Annotated in this window: 18 protein-coding genes; 12 read left to right on the plus strand and 6 right to left on the minus strand. The window is 42.1% G+C overall.

Annotated features, from left to right (window positions below; translation table 11 throughout):
* Positions 1-7: 7 nt before the first annotated feature.
* The 8 genes from ACM0OZ_RS04180 to ssuC all read left to right on the plus strand — a co-directional run bounded on the left by ACM0OZ_RS04180 (position 8) and on the right by ssuC (position 8,501).
* The gene (locus tag ACM0OZ_RS04180; RefSeq protein ID WP_414581559.1) at positions 8-1,111 is read left to right on the plus strand and encodes a sulfonate ABC transporter substrate-binding protein; all 1,104 of its coding nucleotides are present in this window, start codon (positions 8-10) and stop codon (positions 1,109-1,111) included.
* Between the two features lie 266 nt (positions 1,112-1,377).
* The gene (locus ACM0OZ_RS04185) at positions 1,378-2,205 is read left to right on the plus strand and encodes an NADPH-dependent oxidoreductase (protein WP_414581560.1); all 828 of its coding nucleotides are present in this window, start codon (positions 1,378-1,380) and stop codon (positions 2,203-2,205) included.
* Positions 2,206-3,006: 801 nt separating this feature from the next.
* Positions 3,007-3,798, plus strand: a complete 792-nt coding sequence (locus ACM0OZ_RS04190; RefSeq protein WP_414581561.1) for an ATP-binding cassette domain-containing protein — start codon at positions 3,007-3,009, stop codon at positions 3,796-3,798.
* 378 nt (positions 3,799-4,176) lie between these two features.
* On the plus strand, positions 4,177-5,268 hold the full coding sequence (locus tag ACM0OZ_RS04195; RefSeq protein WP_414581562.1) for an aliphatic sulfonate ABC transporter substrate-binding protein: 1,092 nt from the start codon (positions 4,177-4,179) through the stop codon (positions 5,266-5,268).
* 188 nt (positions 5,269-5,456) lie between these two features.
* Positions 5,457-6,320, plus strand: a complete 864-nt coding sequence (locus ACM0OZ_RS04200; RefSeq protein ID WP_414581563.1) for a TauD/TfdA dioxygenase family protein — start codon at positions 5,457-5,459, stop codon at positions 6,318-6,320.
* 12 nt (positions 6,321-6,332) lie between these two features.
* The gene (locus tag ACM0OZ_RS04205; protein WP_414581564.1) at positions 6,333-6,506 is read left to right on the plus strand and encodes a hypothetical protein; all 174 of its coding nucleotides are present in this window, start codon (positions 6,333-6,335) and stop codon (positions 6,504-6,506) included.
* A gap of 61 nt (positions 6,507-6,567) precedes the next feature.
* Positions 6,568-7,383, plus strand: a complete 816-nt coding sequence (locus ACM0OZ_RS04210) for a class I SAM-dependent methyltransferase (RefSeq protein ID WP_414581565.1) — start codon at positions 6,568-6,570, stop codon at positions 7,381-7,383.
* Between the two features lie 317 nt (positions 7,384-7,700).
* On the plus strand, positions 7,701-8,501 hold the full coding sequence (gene ssuC / locus ACM0OZ_RS04215) for an aliphatic sulfonate ABC transporter permease SsuC (RefSeq protein WP_414581566.1): 801 nt from the start codon (positions 7,701-7,703) through the stop codon (positions 8,499-8,501).
* Positions 8,502-8,520: 19 nt separating this feature from the next.
* Here the strand turns inward: ssuC and ACM0OZ_RS04220 are convergent, their stop codons facing one another.
* From ACM0OZ_RS04220 to ACM0OZ_RS04235, 4 genes are all read right to left on the minus strand, one after another.
* The gene (locus ACM0OZ_RS04220) at positions 8,521-8,874 is read right to left on the minus strand and encodes a hypothetical protein (protein ID WP_414581567.1); all 354 of its coding nucleotides are present in this window, start codon (positions 8,872-8,874) and stop codon (positions 8,521-8,523) included.
* Between the two features lie 132 nt (positions 8,875-9,006).
* Entirely contained in the window at positions 9,007-10,494 is a 1,488-nt protein-coding gene (locus ACM0OZ_RS04225; protein ID WP_414581568.1) for a CIA30 family protein, read from the minus strand.
* A 94-nt stretch (positions 10,495-10,588) separates the two neighbouring features.
* Complete coding sequence (locus tag ACM0OZ_RS04230; RefSeq protein ID WP_073632598.1) at positions 10,589-10,855, minus strand: Ycf66 family protein; 267 nt, start codon at positions 10,853-10,855, stop codon at positions 10,589-10,591.
* A gap of 112 nt (positions 10,856-10,967) precedes the next feature.
* Complete coding sequence (locus ACM0OZ_RS04235) at positions 10,968-12,269, minus strand: protein kinase domain-containing protein (RefSeq protein ID WP_414581569.1); 1,302 nt, start codon at positions 12,267-12,269, stop codon at positions 10,968-10,970.
* Between the two features lie 260 nt (positions 12,270-12,529).
* Here ACM0OZ_RS04235 and ACM0OZ_RS04240 point away from each other — a divergent pair, with 260 nt between their 5' ends.
* Positions 12,530-13,432 carry an alpha/beta fold hydrolase gene (locus ACM0OZ_RS04240; protein WP_414581633.1) on the plus strand — a complete coding sequence of 301 codons (903 nt, stop codon included), beginning with the start codon at positions 12,530-12,532 and terminating at the stop codon, positions 13,430-13,432.
* On the opposite strand, the gene ACM0OZ_RS04245 is transcribed toward ACM0OZ_RS04240, so the two are convergent.
* On the minus strand, positions 13,405-13,644 hold the full coding sequence (locus tag ACM0OZ_RS04245; RefSeq protein WP_414581570.1) for a hypothetical protein: 240 nt from the start codon (positions 13,642-13,644) through the stop codon (positions 13,405-13,407). The genes ACM0OZ_RS04240 and ACM0OZ_RS04245 overlap by 28 nt on opposite strands.
* A 322-nt stretch (positions 13,645-13,966) precedes the next feature.
* Positions 13,967-14,770 carry a Uma2 family endonuclease gene (locus ACM0OZ_RS04250; RefSeq protein WP_414581571.1) on the minus strand — a complete coding sequence of 268 codons (804 nt, stop codon included), beginning with the start codon at positions 14,768-14,770 and terminating at the stop codon, positions 13,967-13,969.
* 130 nt (positions 14,771-14,900) lie between these two features.
* Between ACM0OZ_RS04250 and ACM0OZ_RS04255 the strand changes: the two genes are divergently transcribed.
* From ACM0OZ_RS04255 to ACM0OZ_RS04265, 3 genes are all read left to right on the plus strand, one after another.
* On the plus strand, positions 14,901-15,236 hold the full coding sequence (locus ACM0OZ_RS04255) for a XisI protein (protein WP_414581572.1): 336 nt from the start codon (positions 14,901-14,903) through the stop codon (positions 15,234-15,236).
* 125 nt (positions 15,237-15,361) lie between these two features.
* Positions 15,362-15,613: a UPF0175 family protein gene (locus ACM0OZ_RS04260; RefSeq protein ID WP_414581573.1), complete on the plus strand. Its 252-nt coding sequence runs from the start codon at positions 15,362-15,364 to the stop codon at positions 15,611-15,613.
* Between the two features lie 5 nt (positions 15,614-15,618).
* The gene (locus ACM0OZ_RS04265; protein WP_414581574.1) at positions 15,619-16,047 is read left to right on the plus strand and encodes a DUF3368 domain-containing protein; all 429 of its coding nucleotides are present in this window, start codon (positions 15,619-15,621) and stop codon (positions 16,045-16,047) included.
* Positions 16,048-16,327 lie beyond the last annotated feature (280 nt).

Raw genomic sequence — 16,327 nt, forward strand, 5'->3', positions numbered from 1 at the left:
AAATGATATGCAGAATTTAGTAAAGTGGATATCATCACTAAAATTCCGATTCTTCAACCGTCATAGTCATACAAAGCTCTTCTCTATCATTCCTGTTTCTATTGCCGGAGCATTTCTGGCTGGTGTCTGCCTCAGCTTGTTATTTGCAGCTTGCATTTCACCGATTTTTACAAATACTCATCTAGCCAATGCTTCTATTCCTACTAGCCAGCTAATTGCACAAAAAGCCTCGGTTTTGAGATTTGGTTATCAAAAATCAGCGATTCTCATCAAAGCAAAAGGTGTTTTAGAAAAACGTTTAAAGCCAGAGGGAGTGGACGTTAAGTGGATAGAATTTCAAGCAGGACCCCAATTATTAGAAGCTATGAACGTAGGGAGTATTGACTTTGGTCATGCGGGGGAATCTCCACCAATTTTTGCCCAAGCAGCAGGAGCAAATATCACTTACATCGCAGGAATCGCACCTACTCCAGTCGGTTCAGCAGTTCTAGTCCCTAAGAATTCTCCCATCAAATCAGTTACTGACCTAAAAGGTAAAAAAATTGCTTTTCAAAAAGGTTCTAGCGCCCATTATTTACTCCTGAAAATTTTAGAAACATCTGGATTGAAATACAGTGATATTCAACCTGTGTATTTACCACCAGCAGATGCACGCGCTGCTTTTGTCAGAGGTAGTTTAGATGCATGGGTGATTTGGGACCCCTTTTATGCAGCCGCAGAAAAATCTGCCAATGCTCGTGTTTTAATTGATGGGGCAAAAATTACTAACCAAGGAGGATATTATCTAGCGAGTCGGACATTTGCCACTGAGAATCCACAAACGATTAAGTCAGTACTAGAAGAAATTAAAAAGCTAGATGACTGGTCAAACAAGAATAAAGACCAAGTAGCAGCAACTCTAGCCCCAGTTTTAGGAATAGATTTAGATATTATGAAAAGGGCAACTCAGAGGAAAAAGTTTGGTGTTGTGCCGATTAATGAAAACTTGATTGCGGCACAACAAAAAGTTGCTGATACATTTTATCAGTTAAAACTTATACCCAAACAAATTAACGTGCGGAATGCCATGCTGACACCAGAACAATACGCTGCTTTTTCCCCAAAAATATAAATAGTGAGTGTTAAGAAGAACGCAGAAAACAGAACACAGTAATCAGAATATCCCCACAAGGAGAATCCGGGGGAAATAAGTGCCGAAAAAGTTTGTTAGTCTCCAAAGGATTTATCCGGGGGCATAAGATCAATACTCAGAACCAGAACTCTTAATTCACGACGAGAAAAGCGCGTTTAATATTCTGACTTCTGAGTTCCTACTCTGCGGTTTTTCTTGGTGAGTTGTTATTTTAAAAAGGTGCTTTGATTTCTACTCAATCACTTATGACTAATCCTACTGAGTTACTCAAACAGCGCTACGGAGTTGATGCTTTTGATCCAGAGATTTTTTGGAGTGAGTGTATCAGTACTTTACTCTCCCACCGTTCTGTGCGTGCTTATAGAGACAAACCTTTACCTCCAGGAACTCTAGAAACTTTAGTGGCGGCGGCGCAGTCGGCGGCGACTTCTTCTAATTTACAAACTTGGAGTGTAGTAGCTGTTGAAGAACTACAACGCAAGGAAAAACTAGCACAACTGGCGAATAATCAAGTACACATTCGTCAGTGTCCTCTGTTTTTGGTATGGTTGGCTGATTTGGCGCGACTGACATATATTGCTGAAAGTCGCGGATTACCCCATGAAGGTTTGGATTATTTGGAAATGTTTTTGATGGCGGTGGTAGATGCAGCCTTAGCAGCACAAAACGCAGTGATTGCAGCTGAGTCTCTCGGTTTAGGAACGGTGTATATTGGTGCGATGCGGAATCGTCCAGAGGAAGTAGCACAAGTACTTGGTTTACCTCCTCATGTTTTTGCCGTTTTTGGACTGTGCGTCGGATATCCTGATCCAACAGCAAATATTGTAGTTAAGCCACGTTTACCACAATCAGTTGTTTTGCATCGAGAAACATATCATTTGGCAGAACAAGAGAACGGAATTGCCTTTTATAACCAACTCATGCAAGACTTTTATAATTCACAGCAGATGAATGTTCCCAGTGACAGTGACTGGTCAGAGCATTCTGTCAAACGAGTTGCTTCTGCGGGCTCCCTATCGGGACGGGATAGATTGCGCGAGGCGTTACAGAACCTTGGCTTTTTACTTGATTGACGCTCCCATCAGCTAAAAGCCGACGGGATTCTTGCTAAGCCCTATGCCCAGAGGACATAGGGTTTAGGTCATACCCGTGTATAGTGAGTCGTGGCGTATGCATAAGGCGACACGAGCGGTTCTTTGTATTTCAAGGGTAGGCGGGATGCCTACTCCACAAGAATTATTCGCTTTATTATGCAACGCCAAAATATACAAGTTCATTTGCAGTTTTTTGTAGTAAAAAATACGATTAATTTTGCCGTTATAGCAATTTTTTTTTACCGAAGAAGAACTCAGGAGTCAGTCGTCATCCGTCAGAATGACTCCTGTACGACTGGCGATACGGTGAGGGTTTAAAGCCCCTGCTTTCAAGTATGGAGGAATAGAAATGCGGGGCGCATCGTATCTGAAACCCCCGGTACAGAGCGTGGGGTATTCTGACCAATGTATTCTGAATTCTGACTCCTTCTCATAAAATGTACTTGCTTTTTCCCTGCAACTATGTCAAGATACAAAAAATAAATTACTGTAAATTGACTGAATTACCGTATTTTATTTCCAGAATTAGACAGAAGGAGTTTAATCAAGTTTAAATCCTTGTATCTCTAAGTTTTTAAACAATTGATATTTCAGTAGGGCGAAGTAGTATCTGTAGCTGCATAAAAAATTTAGTTTTAGAAGTGTAGTTGCCCTGAAACCAACAAGTTGTGTTTACTTAACTCTAAGAGAAAATCATTTATATCTATTTTTTTACTCATAACTCAGTAGTAGTAATACTGACGTGATGATTGTAAACTCTTTGTTCTGGAGGTTTTTGACATGAAATCTGAACAGCGTGGAATGCATTTAAGACTCGAAGGGCTAACGAAGTCCTTCGGAAGAAAAACAGTCTTGCACGGCATTGATTTGGACGTATTGCCAGGAGAATTTGTAGCAGTTGTCGGTCGCAGTGGATGCGGTAAAAGTACGATGCTACGCCTGATTGCTGGACTAGATGTGCCGAGTGGCGGCGGAGTGTTTTTGAATGGCGAGTCCCATCATCGGATTAATCCGGCGGTACGGATGATGTTTCAAGACGCACGTCTGTTACCTTGGCAGCGAGTTCTGGCAAATGTAGAGTTGGGTTTGGTAGGTTCCAGCTCGAAAGTGTACACCAAGCAAACTGCTTTGCAAGTTTTGCGTGAAGTTGGTTTAGAAGAGCGATCGCATGAATGGCCCGCCGTCCTTTCTGGGGGACAACGTCAACGGGTGGCGTTGGCAAGAGCCTTAGCGAGTAAGCCTTCTTTGTTGCTTTTAGATGAACCACTTGGAGCCTTGGACGCATTGACTCGCATTGAGATGCAGCAATTAGTTGAGCGTTTATGGCAGGAGCAGGGTTTTACTGCAATATTAATTACCCATGATGTGGAAGAAGCAGTAGTACTTGCAGACCGAGTGGTTTTGATTGAAGACGGTCAAATTGGCATGGATGTTGACATTTCTCTGCCACGTCCACGAGTTAGAGGAGATGCGGTATTTGCTCGGATTGTGGAAAGGATTTTAGACAGGGTGATGGGTAAACAGCAAGGTAAACAGCAAAACAATCAGGAATTGGTAGAGACTGTTCATTAGTTCTTTAGCTAGTAACTATAGCAATCCTAAATCATGCGTAAAATTCTCTGTTCTCTCTTTTCTTGGCGCTCTTAGCGTCTTGGCGGTTGATAATTTTTACAACTCAAATAGGACTGCTATATTAACTTGGAGAAAACATTATCACAGAAAGCGGAGCCTGAGCGCACGCGGACACTGATGTATATACCCAGGAATTTCCCCCACCTTCTTGGATGATCTAGAGTCAGTAGGTGGGACTGAGATTGTTGATCGCTTTCATTAGCAAGAAACCTTCTGTTCTTTCTTGCTCTGTGTTCTGGTGCACCTCTGGGGTTCGTTAATTTAAATAATCTGACAATTCCCTAGCATAAGTAAACATGGCAACAAATAGGCCAATTTATGCAAACTTTAAAAGCAAGATTTGAAATCTGGAAAAACCCACGCATCACTCGTCGTTACTTATTATTTGCTATTGGTTACAGCATTGTACTATCTACCTTGTTTGGTTGTAACAAACCAGCAAGTGAAATTCAGCAGCAAGAGCAAGCCGCCGCATCGAATACGAACCAAACGCAACCTGTCAAAAAAGTAGTACGAATTGTGCGTTCTAAACAATTAACTGCACTTGCAGTTTTAGAAAAACAAGGTACTCTCGAAAAAAGATTAGAATCCCTTGGATATAGGCTAGAATGGCCCGAATTTGCGGCTGGACCACAACAGCTAGAAGCTCTAAATGCAGGTGGACTTGATATTGCATCTACAGCCGAATCACCTCCTATTTTTTCACAAGCAGCTGGAGCACCCTTAGTTTATCTAGCAACGACTTCTGCTAACGCTAGATCAATTTCGCTTTTAGTTTCCGTCAACTCTCCTATTAAGACTGTTAAAGATTTAAAGGGCAAAAAAGTTGCTTTTCAAAAGGCATCTATAGGTCATTACCTCTTACTTAAAGCCTTAGAAAAGGAAGGTTTGAAACTGAGTGATGTTTCATCAGTTTACCTACCACCACCAGATGCCAATGTAGCCTTTAGTCAAGGAAAAGTAGATGCTTGGTTTATTTGGGAACCATTTGTAACCAGAACTGAACAGAAGAAAATAGGTCGTGTTTTGATAGATGGTGCGAATCTAAGAGATACTGGAAACTTCTACTCGACAACAAGGCAGTTTTATCAACAGCACCCAGAAGTCATCAAACTTTTTTTAGAAGAACTCCAAAAAGCAGAAATCTGGGGTAAGAATAACCCGAAGGAAGTTGCACAATTACTTACTTCATTAACACAAATAGATGCACCGACACTAGAAAAAATGCATAGTAAATACGATTGGGATTTACGACCAATTACTGATAAAGTTATTACTAAGCAACAAGAAGTGGCAGATAAATGGTACACCTTGGGACTAATTCCCAAGAAAGTGAATGTGAGAGATGGGTTTTTGACTCCCTCACAATATGCCGAAATTACTCCTAAGGAAGTGCTTGCTAAAAAGTAGTGGTTCATGGCATGAACTTTGATGAACCGCAAGATTCCCGACTTCTTCAAGAAATCGGGAATCTGACCAACCTAACCCCTTAGAATTCATGCAAAAAACTAGTAGACATTTTGCTAAAACAAGGCAAAATAAAAAACATTTCATGAATCCTGATTTTCCCACATACCATTTTTAACTAAAATAAAATTATGTCTACTTTAACTTTGACTGAATTTAAAATCACTCCTCTTAATGCACCTTTGGGAGCCGTAATTACGGGACTTGATGCTAGCCAATTAGTTGCACCGTTCGTCATCTTACAGTTAAAGCAAGCACTACGCGACTACCACATCTTAATCTTTAAAAATCAAAAGCTTACTGAAGAGCAGTTATTGAATTTTGCCTTCTATTTTGGTTCTTTGTTTGTCCCACCAGATGACATTCCAGTGCTAGCTTCTCAACCAGGAGTCACTCCGGTAGTCATTCCTATTTCTAATGTTGATGGTGGTTATACAGGGACTGGAGAACTGGGTTTCCATTCCGATCACAAGTGGACTCCCTACCCTTCTAGTGGTTCGCTACTTTACGCTTTAGAAGTCCCTACTCAAGGCGGAGATACTTATTGGTTGAATCTTAATTTGGCATACGAGACGTTAGATGATGCAACTAAACAGCGCATTGCTGATTTACAGTTGATTACTTACAATCCGTTTTTGCGAGACAGAAACGCGCCGCGCTCTAAGTATCGTTTGGATAAAAGTATTCCCCTTATTAGTCCTGTCTTCCCTCATCCTTTGGTACGGACGCATCCTGAAAGTGGCAAAAAGATTTTATACCTAGACTATGACACAGAAGTGGAAGTAGTGGGTTTAGAACCACAAGAAGGAGCAGAATTAATCGAACAGTTGCGTCAGCACCTCAATCAACCCCAGTTCTATTACAAACACAAATGGTCTGTGGGTGACATTGTCTACTGGGATAATCAGGCGACATTACATTATCGGGAAGCATTTGATCCGAATCAGCGCCGAGTTATGAGGCGGGTGAGTTTAGCTGGAAGCCGTCCGTTTTGAGGTGGGAGCAAAATGATTGCAATTACAGGTTTACCTCGGGAACCCCAACACTCTCATCCTCTGCCCTTGAAACCCTCCTATGTCCTGCGGACACGCACACGGTTCACTACTGGATTCCTCACGCGCTGGCTCATAGTTACTCAAATTCAAGCGATCGCTATCATTTACAGCTTACTTACTGCTTAAAGATGCTGTTTGGACTCCATAACCTTAAAAACTTAAGAAAATGTGATTTGGAACTGACAAAATGACAACAATTCCTGCCTACGATCCAACATTATTTCAAGGTGCAGCTTGGCATTACGCTCGTTACAGACCTAAATATCCCCCTGTTTTATTTGATTTGCTGACACAGAAGTTTCAACTCAATGGTCAAGGGAGACTGCTAGACTTGGGCTGTGGTGCTGGTTTGATTGCGATTCCTTTACGCGATCGCTTTACTGAAGTTATCGGTCTCGATCCCGATCCAAATATGCTTCAAGAAGCTCAACGACAAGCAGCAGCAGTAGGAGCAACAAATATTAGTTGGGTACAAGACACGGCAGAAAATATTTCTCTAGCTGTAGGTAAATTTCGTCTAGTAACTATTGGACGTGCTTTTCATTGGATGCAGCGAGAGCTAGTCGTGGAACGCATATATAACTTACTCACTAACGACGGTGGTCTTGCAATTCTCAAAACCTACGAAGACCCTTGGAATAGTGATCATCCTTGGAAAAAAACAGCAATTTCCGTTGTCAAACGCTGGTTAGGTGAACAGCGACGCACAGGTCAAGCTGGCAAAGGTCTTTGGCAACCACTAGAAGTTTCGCATGAGGAAATCTTAGCTAACTCACCTTTCCTCCGTCAAGCCAAGTATGAAGTCAAATACCAACAATCTTGGACAATAGACACATATCTTGGCTATCTCTACTCTACGGCTTTCTGTCTACCATCTTTTCTAGGAGAAAACCGTGAGAAATTTGAGGCTGATTTAAGAGAGTCTCTTCTATCGGTCGAACCCTCTGGAAAGTTTAGCGAAGAGCTACCTATCACTGTACTTGCTGCTTGGAAACAGTTTTAAAATAGGTGTTGCACAATGAAATTTCATCTCAAATCAGCACTTCGTCAAGTTTTGCAAAAATTCGTCAAGTCTTCTGCACTGACGCATGTTATTTGTCTACTTGAAAGAAGGCGATCAAGTCGCTGAATTCATTTTCCCACGCTTACCGTTACAAAATATCCCAAATACATCGCCTCTTTTGAACCCTTTCTCAGATTTTAATAGCAAATCCGATTTGTCTTAACCACAACTAAGAATTTCATAAAAAATAAGAATGTTGACAAAAACATATGAAAATTATCTTCTCTACTTCTAGCTCTTTTCGAGCAAAGCATACGATGAAAAAAAACGAAGCCCTCTTGAAATTCTATAAGAATCGTCAAGTTCAGTCACTGATTCCTTGGATAGTACCTATATTAATAATCATCTTATGGCAGTTGTTCTCTTCTATTGGCTTAATTCCTACTAGAATCTTACCTGCACCTTTAAGTGTTCTTGGTGCTGCCATTCATCTAGCTGAAACAGGCGAACTATTTAGAAATATCGGTATCAGTGCAACACGAGCAGTAACTGGTTTTTTAGTCGGAGGGAGTATTGGATTTAGTTTAGGGCTACTTAATGGGATTTCTCCCATAGCTGAAAAATTGTTAGATACGTCTCTACAAATGCTCCGTAATATTCCCAATTTAGCATTAATTCCCTTAGTGATTTTGTGGTTTGGGATTGGAGATGAAGCCAGATTATTTCTTGTCTCTTTAGGTGTCATGTTTCCCATTTATTTAAATACTTTCCACGGAATTCGTAGCGTCGATCCGGGATTGATTGAGATGGGAAGAATCTACGGTTTAAATGCTTGGGGTTTGTTTTGGCAGATTATTCTACCAGGAGCAATGTCTTCTATTTTGGTAGGTGTGCGTTTTTCCTTAGGGATTATGTGGCTAACACTCATCGTTGCTGAAACTATTGCAGCTGATTCTGGTATTGGTTATATGGCAATGAACGCCAGAGAATTTATGCAAACCGATGTGGTAGTTCTGAGCATCTTGCTATATGCTCTATTTGGCAAGCTAGCAGATATCATTGCTAGAGCCTTAGAAAACTACTGGTTGCAGTGGAATCCTAGCTATTTGAAGAGTTAGGAAGTCATCTCAATTCTCGCTAGCGTTTCTCCAATTTACCGACTCGCGCCTCTAACTGATTGACTTGCTGCTTGAGTTCTATTACCAGAGTAGCTAGTCTATCAAACATCTGATCTCGTTGTTGCGGTGATACAGTTCTTCTAGAACCCGACGATGATGGCGGTGTCGCTGGTACGCCAGAAGGTACCCGACCGCTTTGACCGAGTCGCGCCTCAATCTGGTTAACCCGCGCTTCCAAACGATTAAAGTCCGCTTCTAAGTTGTAGAAGCGTGATTCTACTGGCTGTTGAGATAAGACGGTGTTTGAAAAGACTCCGCCCCAAAACATAATTACTAAAAACAGGGCTAATGCTACCAGCCCAATACGTTTCATCGCTTTGCTCCAACTATGAGGTTAAGCGTAGGGTGCGTTAACACAGTGTAACGCACCGCCATTACTTACGGCGTTACGGCACATAAACAGTAATGGCATAAAAGACGACTAAGATGATGCATCTAACGTACCCTACCGTAAGTTTGGTTGCAGTTGAGAAAATAGCTTTTGCCAGTCAATAGAACTAGCGGTATTTTCTCCCTCTTTCACCTCAAACGTGACGTTACACGCTGTCTTTTGTTGTAGCGCTTCTACGCATAGCTTGGCGACATCCTCGCGGCTGATTTTTCCCCTGATATTGTCGCCTTGCTCACAAATAAATTCCTTGCCCCCTGGTTCCTCAGTCAGCGCACATGGTCTGATAATCGTGTAAGGGATTCCACTTTCTCTTAAACTATCTTCTCCCTTCAACTTCCACGTTAAAATTCCTCCCAACTGGTCATTTAATTTGACTGCTGGCGGTTCTTCATCCAAATTAATTCCGGGGCGTCCGGGACGAGTCACACCTGCTGAACTCACTAAGACAAACTGTGGTAAATTTGTCCCACCATAAGCTTGAATTGATTCCACTTGCAAAGCGAAACCACCAGGAGAAAATTTGGGATTTAATTCGCCGTCATATTCAAACTTGCTCAACATCAGTTGAAATGAGCAAATTTTGCTAGCATCAATTGACGAGCCATCTTTTAATGTTTTGGCACGAAATACCGGAACCATCTCAGCAAAGGGAATGCGGACATTTATCCAGGTATTCGCCTCCGTATCAAAAGAATAACTATAGGCAACACCATCCCATTGTGCCTCTGTACGCAGAAGGAATTTGTAACGCTTCCCGTCACCTCTTAAGCGCAGTTCCACACCTTCGTAACCGGACAAATTGAAAGGAGGAGTGAAATTTCTCGTTCTTACAGAAGCAAATCCTCCAGAGTTGGCGGTTGAGACATTACCAGCAAACAAAGCTGTCTCTTCCACCAATTGAATATTACTTTGACTGACGCCACCCATCACAACATCATCCACCGCACCCCAAGTATTCTGCAATTCTGTTGATGGTTTTGTGAAATCAAATAATAGTTGTTTACCTGCTTTCGGCAGATATTGAGCAGCAGCTTCTACTAAGTTTTTCACCCCCTGATATTCTACATTTTCAGGAGTGTCGCCAACAATTTCTGGTTGGTAAAATTTGATGCCTTGATAGTATTTGCCGCGTTCTGGGGTATCTCCTTCTACTGGTTGCACGCGCACCGCTGTCGCGCAGATCACAGCTTGGATATCAGCCATGACTAAGGAAGTCAGAGTTTCGGGTTTGGTAATATCTGCGACAACTAATTCAACGTCATTACCAAGAATTGACCGTGCTTTGTCGATGTCTCGCACAAGCGCACGTACTTTATAGTCCTGTTCCAGCAGTCGTCGTACCACTCGCTGACCGACTCCACCCGTTGCACCTGCTACTAATATTACACCCATTTGTTTTGCTCCATCAGGTATATCGCTGCTACTATGAGAACGACCTTGGATAAAATCCTGTATCCAGTTGAGAAAAGGGATGACCTCAAAATAGGTGAGGGTTTGGATGAATCTGCCTAAGTCCCATTGAGAGCGATTGTTGTTAGCCACAATTCATTGCTTACGCTTATCCAGTGCAAAATTATTATGACGATGGTTCTTCATAAGTTCACCATCATATAGACTGATTTTTTCCCTCTGAGTCTTATCTAGTTTTTTTATTGCGTAAAAGCAAGCTCTCAAAAGTGTAGAAAACAGCAGGAAATATCAAAAGAATCAAATTAAATTGTGTTAAACCTTGGGTGTACAACTTGTTTGGAAACAGGAGAATGAAACCACAGATAAAAAACACAATAATTAACAATATATCTTGACGCTGAAATAAATTTGGACGTACAAATGGTAAAGCTGATAAAAAGAGTGCTACGCTTATTAAAATAATGCCTAAAGAATTGATTTGATGATTGAGCATATTTGAGGTTTATGATAGTTTCAAAGTTGAACACAAAAAGTTAACCGCCAACTGATGAGTGATTTGTTGGAGTTCATGGTAAGCACCTCAAAATAATCAAGCAAATTGTTTCTTACCTCCCACGTAAACGAATACATTCAGCGACAGAAAAAACTCCTGCCCCAGCTAGCAAAGATTGACCAATTGGTATTTCTTGAGTGCCATAGAACCGAGAATCTTGAAATAAAAGAAGTATCCCAGACAGGCAAAACACAACAGCAAAAATGGCATCGTAATCTCGCCCTAATCTAGGATACCAAGAGCGTAGAAAAAATAGTCCTGCTCCAAAAGCTACCAGAACAACACCTAGTAATATTAGCCAGGTAGCAGCTTTAAATAAAAATAATCCAAATGCACCGATAAAGGGTAAGAATCTTACCACAGACAGAGTTGGATTGAGCCAAGTAGGTGATTGTGGCAATCGAGAGTCGGTCGTTGTACCATAAACAGGTACTGACGATAGTTGTTGGGATGCTGCAACAGGTATATTGCAAGGAGGCGCAGCGTTATATATGTATGTAGGCGGAATCCATAGTTGCGTTGCTAGTAGGGGATTTGTGAGTTGCTGCAAGTCTTGCAATACTTCTGTGGCTGACTGGTAGCGATCGCGGTAATGGTAGCATACCATCCTCTGCATAATCGCCCCCAATCCCGGAGAAACCTGCGTCTGATTTTGCCAAACAATTTCTCCTGTTTCCTGGTTTTCCTGTAATTGAGTTGGTAACAATCCCGTCAGCGCTTGGATGGCAATCATACCTAGCGCGTAAATATCGCTATTATGTCGTGGCTTACCTTGGGCTTGTTCTGCTGGCATATAGCCAGGAGTACCAATAGCAACAGTAGCAGTTATAAGGCTCGGAGATGCTACGAGTTGAGAGCACATTTGTTTAACTGCGCCAAAATCAATTAAAACTAATTTGCTGTCTTTGTCACGTCTGATTAAATTATCTGGCTTAATGTCGCGATGAATAACACCATAGCTATGTACAAACTCCAAGACACCCAAAACATCTTCTAGCATTTGGATAACTTGGCTTTCAGTCCAAGGTTGACTAGCTTGCATTTCCGTGCTGAGTGGACGCCCTACAATCAACTCTTGTACCAAAAAAAAATCTTCATTTTCTTCAAAATAAGCTAAAAGGCGGGGGATTTGGTCATGATTGCCCAATTGTTCCAATATTTCGGCTTCGCTATGAAATAAACGTCTAGCAACTTCCAAGTAGTACGCGTCAGAACTCGCACGTTTCAGCAGCTTGAGAACACACTTGGGATTTCCTGGACGGCGTGTATCTTCAGCAACGTAAGTCTTACCAAATCCTCCAGCCCTGAGGACTTGGACAACTTTGTAACGCCCATCTAGTAACTTTCCTAACATTGTATAGCTTATGCGAGTGCTTTTACTACATGATCTTGCCACAAGATCACAAAAGGACTTATGTACTGAGGTTTCTGGTAGAGGGGATTGGGGATTAGGGATTGGGGATTAAGGGGTACAACGCGAAAAATTATGCCGGGGAAATATGCCCTCCCAAAGAAAGGAAATTTTTCTCTACACCCTACACCCTGTCGTCTCGAATAACTCTATTTCCAAGCTAAGGGAAAATTGAACAAAGAAGAGTTTAAACTTTATTCATGATGCTCCAGTTTCAACCCCCTGGCTTTGGACAAAAAATCATCAACACCTCCTTGGGGTTGATGGTTTACTATACCCAAACGAATGCACCTTGGTTGATTGCTGAAACTGAAGATTTACCTCCCCTTGTCTTCCTCCATAATTTTGGTGGCGGGGCTTCTGCTTATGAATGGTCTAAAGTTTATCCTGCTTTTGCCCCTACGCACAAGGTGCTAGCCCCAGATTTAATCGGTTGGGGTGAATCTGCACATCCTGTGCGAGATTACCAAATTAGCGATTACTTGACGACGATCGCAGAATTTATCAGACATACTTGTCGTCCACCTGTGACGGTGGTTGCGTCTTCATTAACAGCTGGTTTGATAATTCGCCTTGCTATTGCCCATCCTTTTTTATTCCAAGCACTGTTTTTGGTGTGTCCCTCTGGATTTGATGATTTTGGGCAAGGTGTTGGACGTAGACTTCCTCTTCAATTAATCAATACACCAATGTTGGACAATCTCATTTATGCTCTGGGCGCAGAAAATGAATTGGCGGTACGCAACTTTTTGCAAAGCTTTCTGTTTGCCAAACCCGAACGAGTTTCCGAAGAAATGGTACAGGCTTACTTAGCCTCTGCACAACAGCCCAATGCTAAATTTGCCGCCTTGGCATTTTTACGGGGTGACCTTTATTTTGACTTAAGTTTGTATATTCAACAACTGACCATCCCTACAGTAATATTTTGGGGTAAGGAGGCACAATTTACCAGTGTTAAGCTAGGACAGCGTTTAGCAAAGTTCAATCTTAGTGCTATCCGAGATTTTCATGCAATTCCAGATGCAGGAGTTCTGCCCCATTTGGAAACACCAGAGATCATAATTGGTTTATTACAACGCTATCTATCGCCGAGTTCCTCTACTTGAGAAACATCTAAACCCGTTAACCTGGCGACTTGTTCCACTGTCATTCCTGTCTGAAGTGAAGTACCTACACTGACCTTCGGTACAGTGTAGGCTTCCCGTCTCACTCGCCGTTGCCTCGTTAAACCCGTGTTTAATTTGGTCTTACACCGCGTCTCTAGTCTTTCGACCTTTATCTCCTCAAGGGAGAACCCGGGCAGCCGCCCATCTTCCATAGGCAGTTAATTTCTTTTTCGTGCATTCCTGTTTGGTGTATCTTTTACAGCCTATGGGCGCGAGCCAGTGACCGGAATCTTTTCCCCTTTCTCACGCTAGTTACTGACGCCGCGCGTATAACCGCTACTTCGTGTTGTGGTCAGCCGTGTGGTGAGGGAGCAAACCAATATTATTATACACTATTTACTCGTGAATTTTCGGAAATCTTTGGCGATTTCTCAACCACCCCACTCCCTAATCAATCTAATAATTAATATTGGTCGGGGATGGTTTCGTCATCGCCCAACAATTCATCTCACGCTCCCCTATGCCTTCGGCACGCTACGCGAACGGGTGAGACGTGAGCCTTCTTGTTGAGTTAGGTAAATTTCGTACCGTTTGCTGCAACTGCGACTGCACTTGTTCGGCGCGTTGATGTTCCTGTTCGGCGCGTTGATGTTCCTGTTCAGCGCGTTGGCGTTCCTGTTCAGCACGTTGGCGTTCCTGTTCAGCACGTTGGCGTTCCTGCTGTGCAATCTCCGCAGCAGTAGGTAACAGTTCTCCGTCCAATGTCGCCCAACGTAACCAAACGGTTTCCACTCCTCTATAGTTACCTTGCGATCGCTGCAATCCTAACCCTAATGACTGACTCACCAACTGATTTCGCTCATTGGGAACCAAGGGCTGGTAAACTCCTTGTTGAATGGAGAAACCTGCCCAATCATCAGGATTAAACGGGTCAAACCAGAAATATTGTGGCACACGCATTTGATTTTGATAAATCAGCTTTTTCTCGTTCTTATCTGCTGAGGCGGTACTTTCAGATAGCAACTCAATCACTACATCCGGTGCTTTACCCTCTTCCCAAACAACCCAACTGCGGCGTTCTCCCTTTGGAACACCCAACACAACAAAAAAGTCTGGTCCTTTAAAATCTTTATTCCGTACCTGCGCCACACTGTAGTAGACAAACATATTGCCACTGACAAACCCATCCTCACGTTGTCCTAACCACAACTCTAAGGTTTCAATCAGCAAGTCCATCTGATATTTGTGCCTTTGGGTTTCCATTGGAATACCATCATCACAAGGAAGTTCTGCCTGAGTTGGCGGTAGTGTTACGTATGGTGCAGCTATATCGGACATGGCTTTTCACCTGTTGCGTAGCCATTGCGGACTCTTTCTATGTTACTTGATTGCACCTTGGAAGGGCGATCGCATATCTTCACTTAGACCACGAGTAAATTTATGATGTCAAGCATGAGGTGATTGTCGCATGGAAAAACTAGCAAAATATCGTCAACTTGTGCAGCAGATATTACTACATTACGGCAAGCAAAAACCAGCTTACGGGAATATTGAAGTTGAGAAGATTTTTGATACAGAACGCGACCACTATCAAATTGTTCACGTAGGCTGGGAAGGTGATAATTGGGTGCATTGCTGTATCATTCACATAGACATTAAGGGTGAAAAAATTTGGCTTCAATGGAACGGTACAGAAGATGATATTGCCGCAGATTTGGTTACAGCAGGAGTTCCCAAGGAAGATATTGTGCTAGGATTTCAGTCTCCATTTATGCGGCAATTTACTGAGTATGCTGTGGGTTAATAAGCTTTATAGGTGAGTGTGTTGGGTTTCCTTGATCAACTCAACCTACAAACTTACTCTTGTGTAAGTTGAATTGTTGTTAAAATTAATGCGTTGGCTTTGAGATTTGTTCAAATTTGATATAAATGAGTCAATTTATTCAGCCAATAAACTTGCAAATATCACCGGATTCCTTAAATCAAGGTGAACAGGCTATCCGTCAGGAATTAGCCCTACAGCTATACGCGCAAAATATTTTTACCTTTAGTCAAGCGCGTCACCTAGCTAAGTTGTCTGTATGGGAATTTCAGAAACTTTTGGGGCAAAACAAAATTGAACGTCATTACAATGAAGCAGATTTAGCCCAGGATATTGAGATAATTGAAGCAGGTTTTTAGAAATTGTGACGGTTGTTTGTAATGCTACGCCATTGATAAATTTTGCAGCTATTAATCGCCTTGATATTTTAGAGACTGCATTTTGTCAAATTGTTATTCCCCAAGCTGTCTATCATGAAACAACTGTTGCAGGGTTTCCAGGATCACAATTTGTGTTGCAAGCAATTGCTTCAAAATGGTTGCAAGTTCGCTCAGTTTCAGCCATAACGCCTAATATACCGGTACAATTAGATGACGGTGAACGCGAAGCAATTGCTTTAGCACTCTTAACTGGTGAACAGCGAATTCTATTGGATGAACGTGAAGCACGCCAAGTAGCTCAAAGTTTGGGATTACAAGTAATCGGTACTTTAGGTATTCTCTTGTTGGCAAAAAATAGAGAGATAATTACACAAGTGCAACCCCTGCTTGATGCCATGATTGATACTGCCTAATATTGGGTGAGTGGCACTCTTTATCAACAGGTCTTACGACAAGCGGGAGAATTAATTGAGTAGGCAAAAGATGTGAACTATTCCACTCTAAAAATACCAGTAAACATTAGAAGTCCAAACTCAATATCCAAATATACGATTTGGCCATGCGACAGCAGTTTCAAAGAAATCTGGGGCATTGCGATGTAGGTTAAGATTATGACCCAATACGGTTCAGTTAAGGTTTATGTGTAAAAAATCACGTGGTGTAGAGACGCGCCATCCGAGAGTTCTACATTGT

The organism is Scytonema sp. PCC 10023 (genome assembly GCF_963920835.1).
In the GTDB taxonomy this organism is placed as follows: Bacteria; Cyanobacteriota; Cyanobacteriia; order Cyanobacteriales; family Nostocaceae; genus Kalymmatonema.

What these genes read in the sequence shown, in the direction of transcription:
- ACM0OZ_RS04180 (WP_414581559.1), top strand. Translation starts at nt 8, where the DNA reads ATGCAGAATTTAGTAAAGTGGATATCATCACTAAAATTCCGATTCTTC.
- ACM0OZ_RS04185 (WP_414581560.1), top strand. Translation starts at nt 1,378, where the DNA reads ATGACTAATCCTACTGAGTTACTCAAACAGCGCTACGGAGTTGATGCT.
- ACM0OZ_RS04190 (WP_414581561.1), top strand. Translation starts at nt 3,007, where the DNA reads ATGAAATCTGAACAGCGTGGAATGCATTTAAGACTCGAAGGGCTAACG.
- ACM0OZ_RS04195 (WP_414581562.1), top strand. Translation starts at nt 4,177, where the DNA reads ATGCAAACTTTAAAAGCAAGATTTGAAATCTGGAAAAACCCACGCATC.
- ACM0OZ_RS04200 (WP_414581563.1), top strand. Translation starts at nt 5,457, where the DNA reads ATGTCTACTTTAACTTTGACTGAATTTAAAATCACTCCTCTTAATGCA.
- ACM0OZ_RS04205 (WP_414581564.1), top strand. Translation starts at nt 6,333, where the DNA reads ATGATTGCAATTACAGGTTTACCTCGGGAACCCCAACACTCTCATCCT.
- ACM0OZ_RS04210 (WP_414581565.1), top strand. Translation starts at nt 6,568, where the DNA reads ATGACAACAATTCCTGCCTACGATCCAACATTATTTCAAGGTGCAGCT.
- ssuC (WP_414581566.1), top strand. Translation starts at nt 7,701, where the DNA reads ATGAAAAAAAACGAAGCCCTCTTGAAATTCTATAAGAATCGTCAAGTT.
- ACM0OZ_RS04220 (WP_414581567.1), bottom strand. Translation starts at nt 8,874, where the DNA reads ATGAAACGTATTGGGCTGGTAGCATTAGCCCTGTTTTTAGTAATTATG.
- ACM0OZ_RS04230 (WP_073632598.1), bottom strand. Translation starts at nt 10,855, where the DNA reads ATGCTCAATCATCAAATCAATTCTTTAGGCATTATTTTAATAAGCGTA.
- ACM0OZ_RS04235 (WP_414581569.1), bottom strand. Translation starts at nt 12,269, where the DNA reads ATGTTAGGAAAGTTACTAGATGGGCGTTACAAAGTTGTCCAAGTCCTC.
- ACM0OZ_RS04240 (WP_414581633.1), top strand. Translation starts at nt 12,530, where the DNA reads ATGCTCCAGTTTCAACCCCCTGGCTTTGGACAAAAAATCATCAACACC.
- ACM0OZ_RS04245 (WP_414581570.1), bottom strand. Translation starts at nt 13,644, where the DNA reads ATGGAAGATGGGCGGCTGCCCGGGTTCTCCCTTGAGGAGATAAAGGTC.
- ACM0OZ_RS04250 (WP_414581571.1), bottom strand. Translation starts at nt 14,770, where the DNA reads ATGTCCGATATAGCTGCACCATACGTAACACTACCGCCAACTCAGGCA.
- ACM0OZ_RS04255 (WP_414581572.1), top strand. Translation starts at nt 14,901, where the DNA reads ATGGAAAAACTAGCAAAATATCGTCAACTTGTGCAGCAGATATTACTA.
- ACM0OZ_RS04260 (WP_414581573.1), top strand. Translation starts at nt 15,362, where the DNA reads ATGAGTCAATTTATTCAGCCAATAAACTTGCAAATATCACCGGATTCC.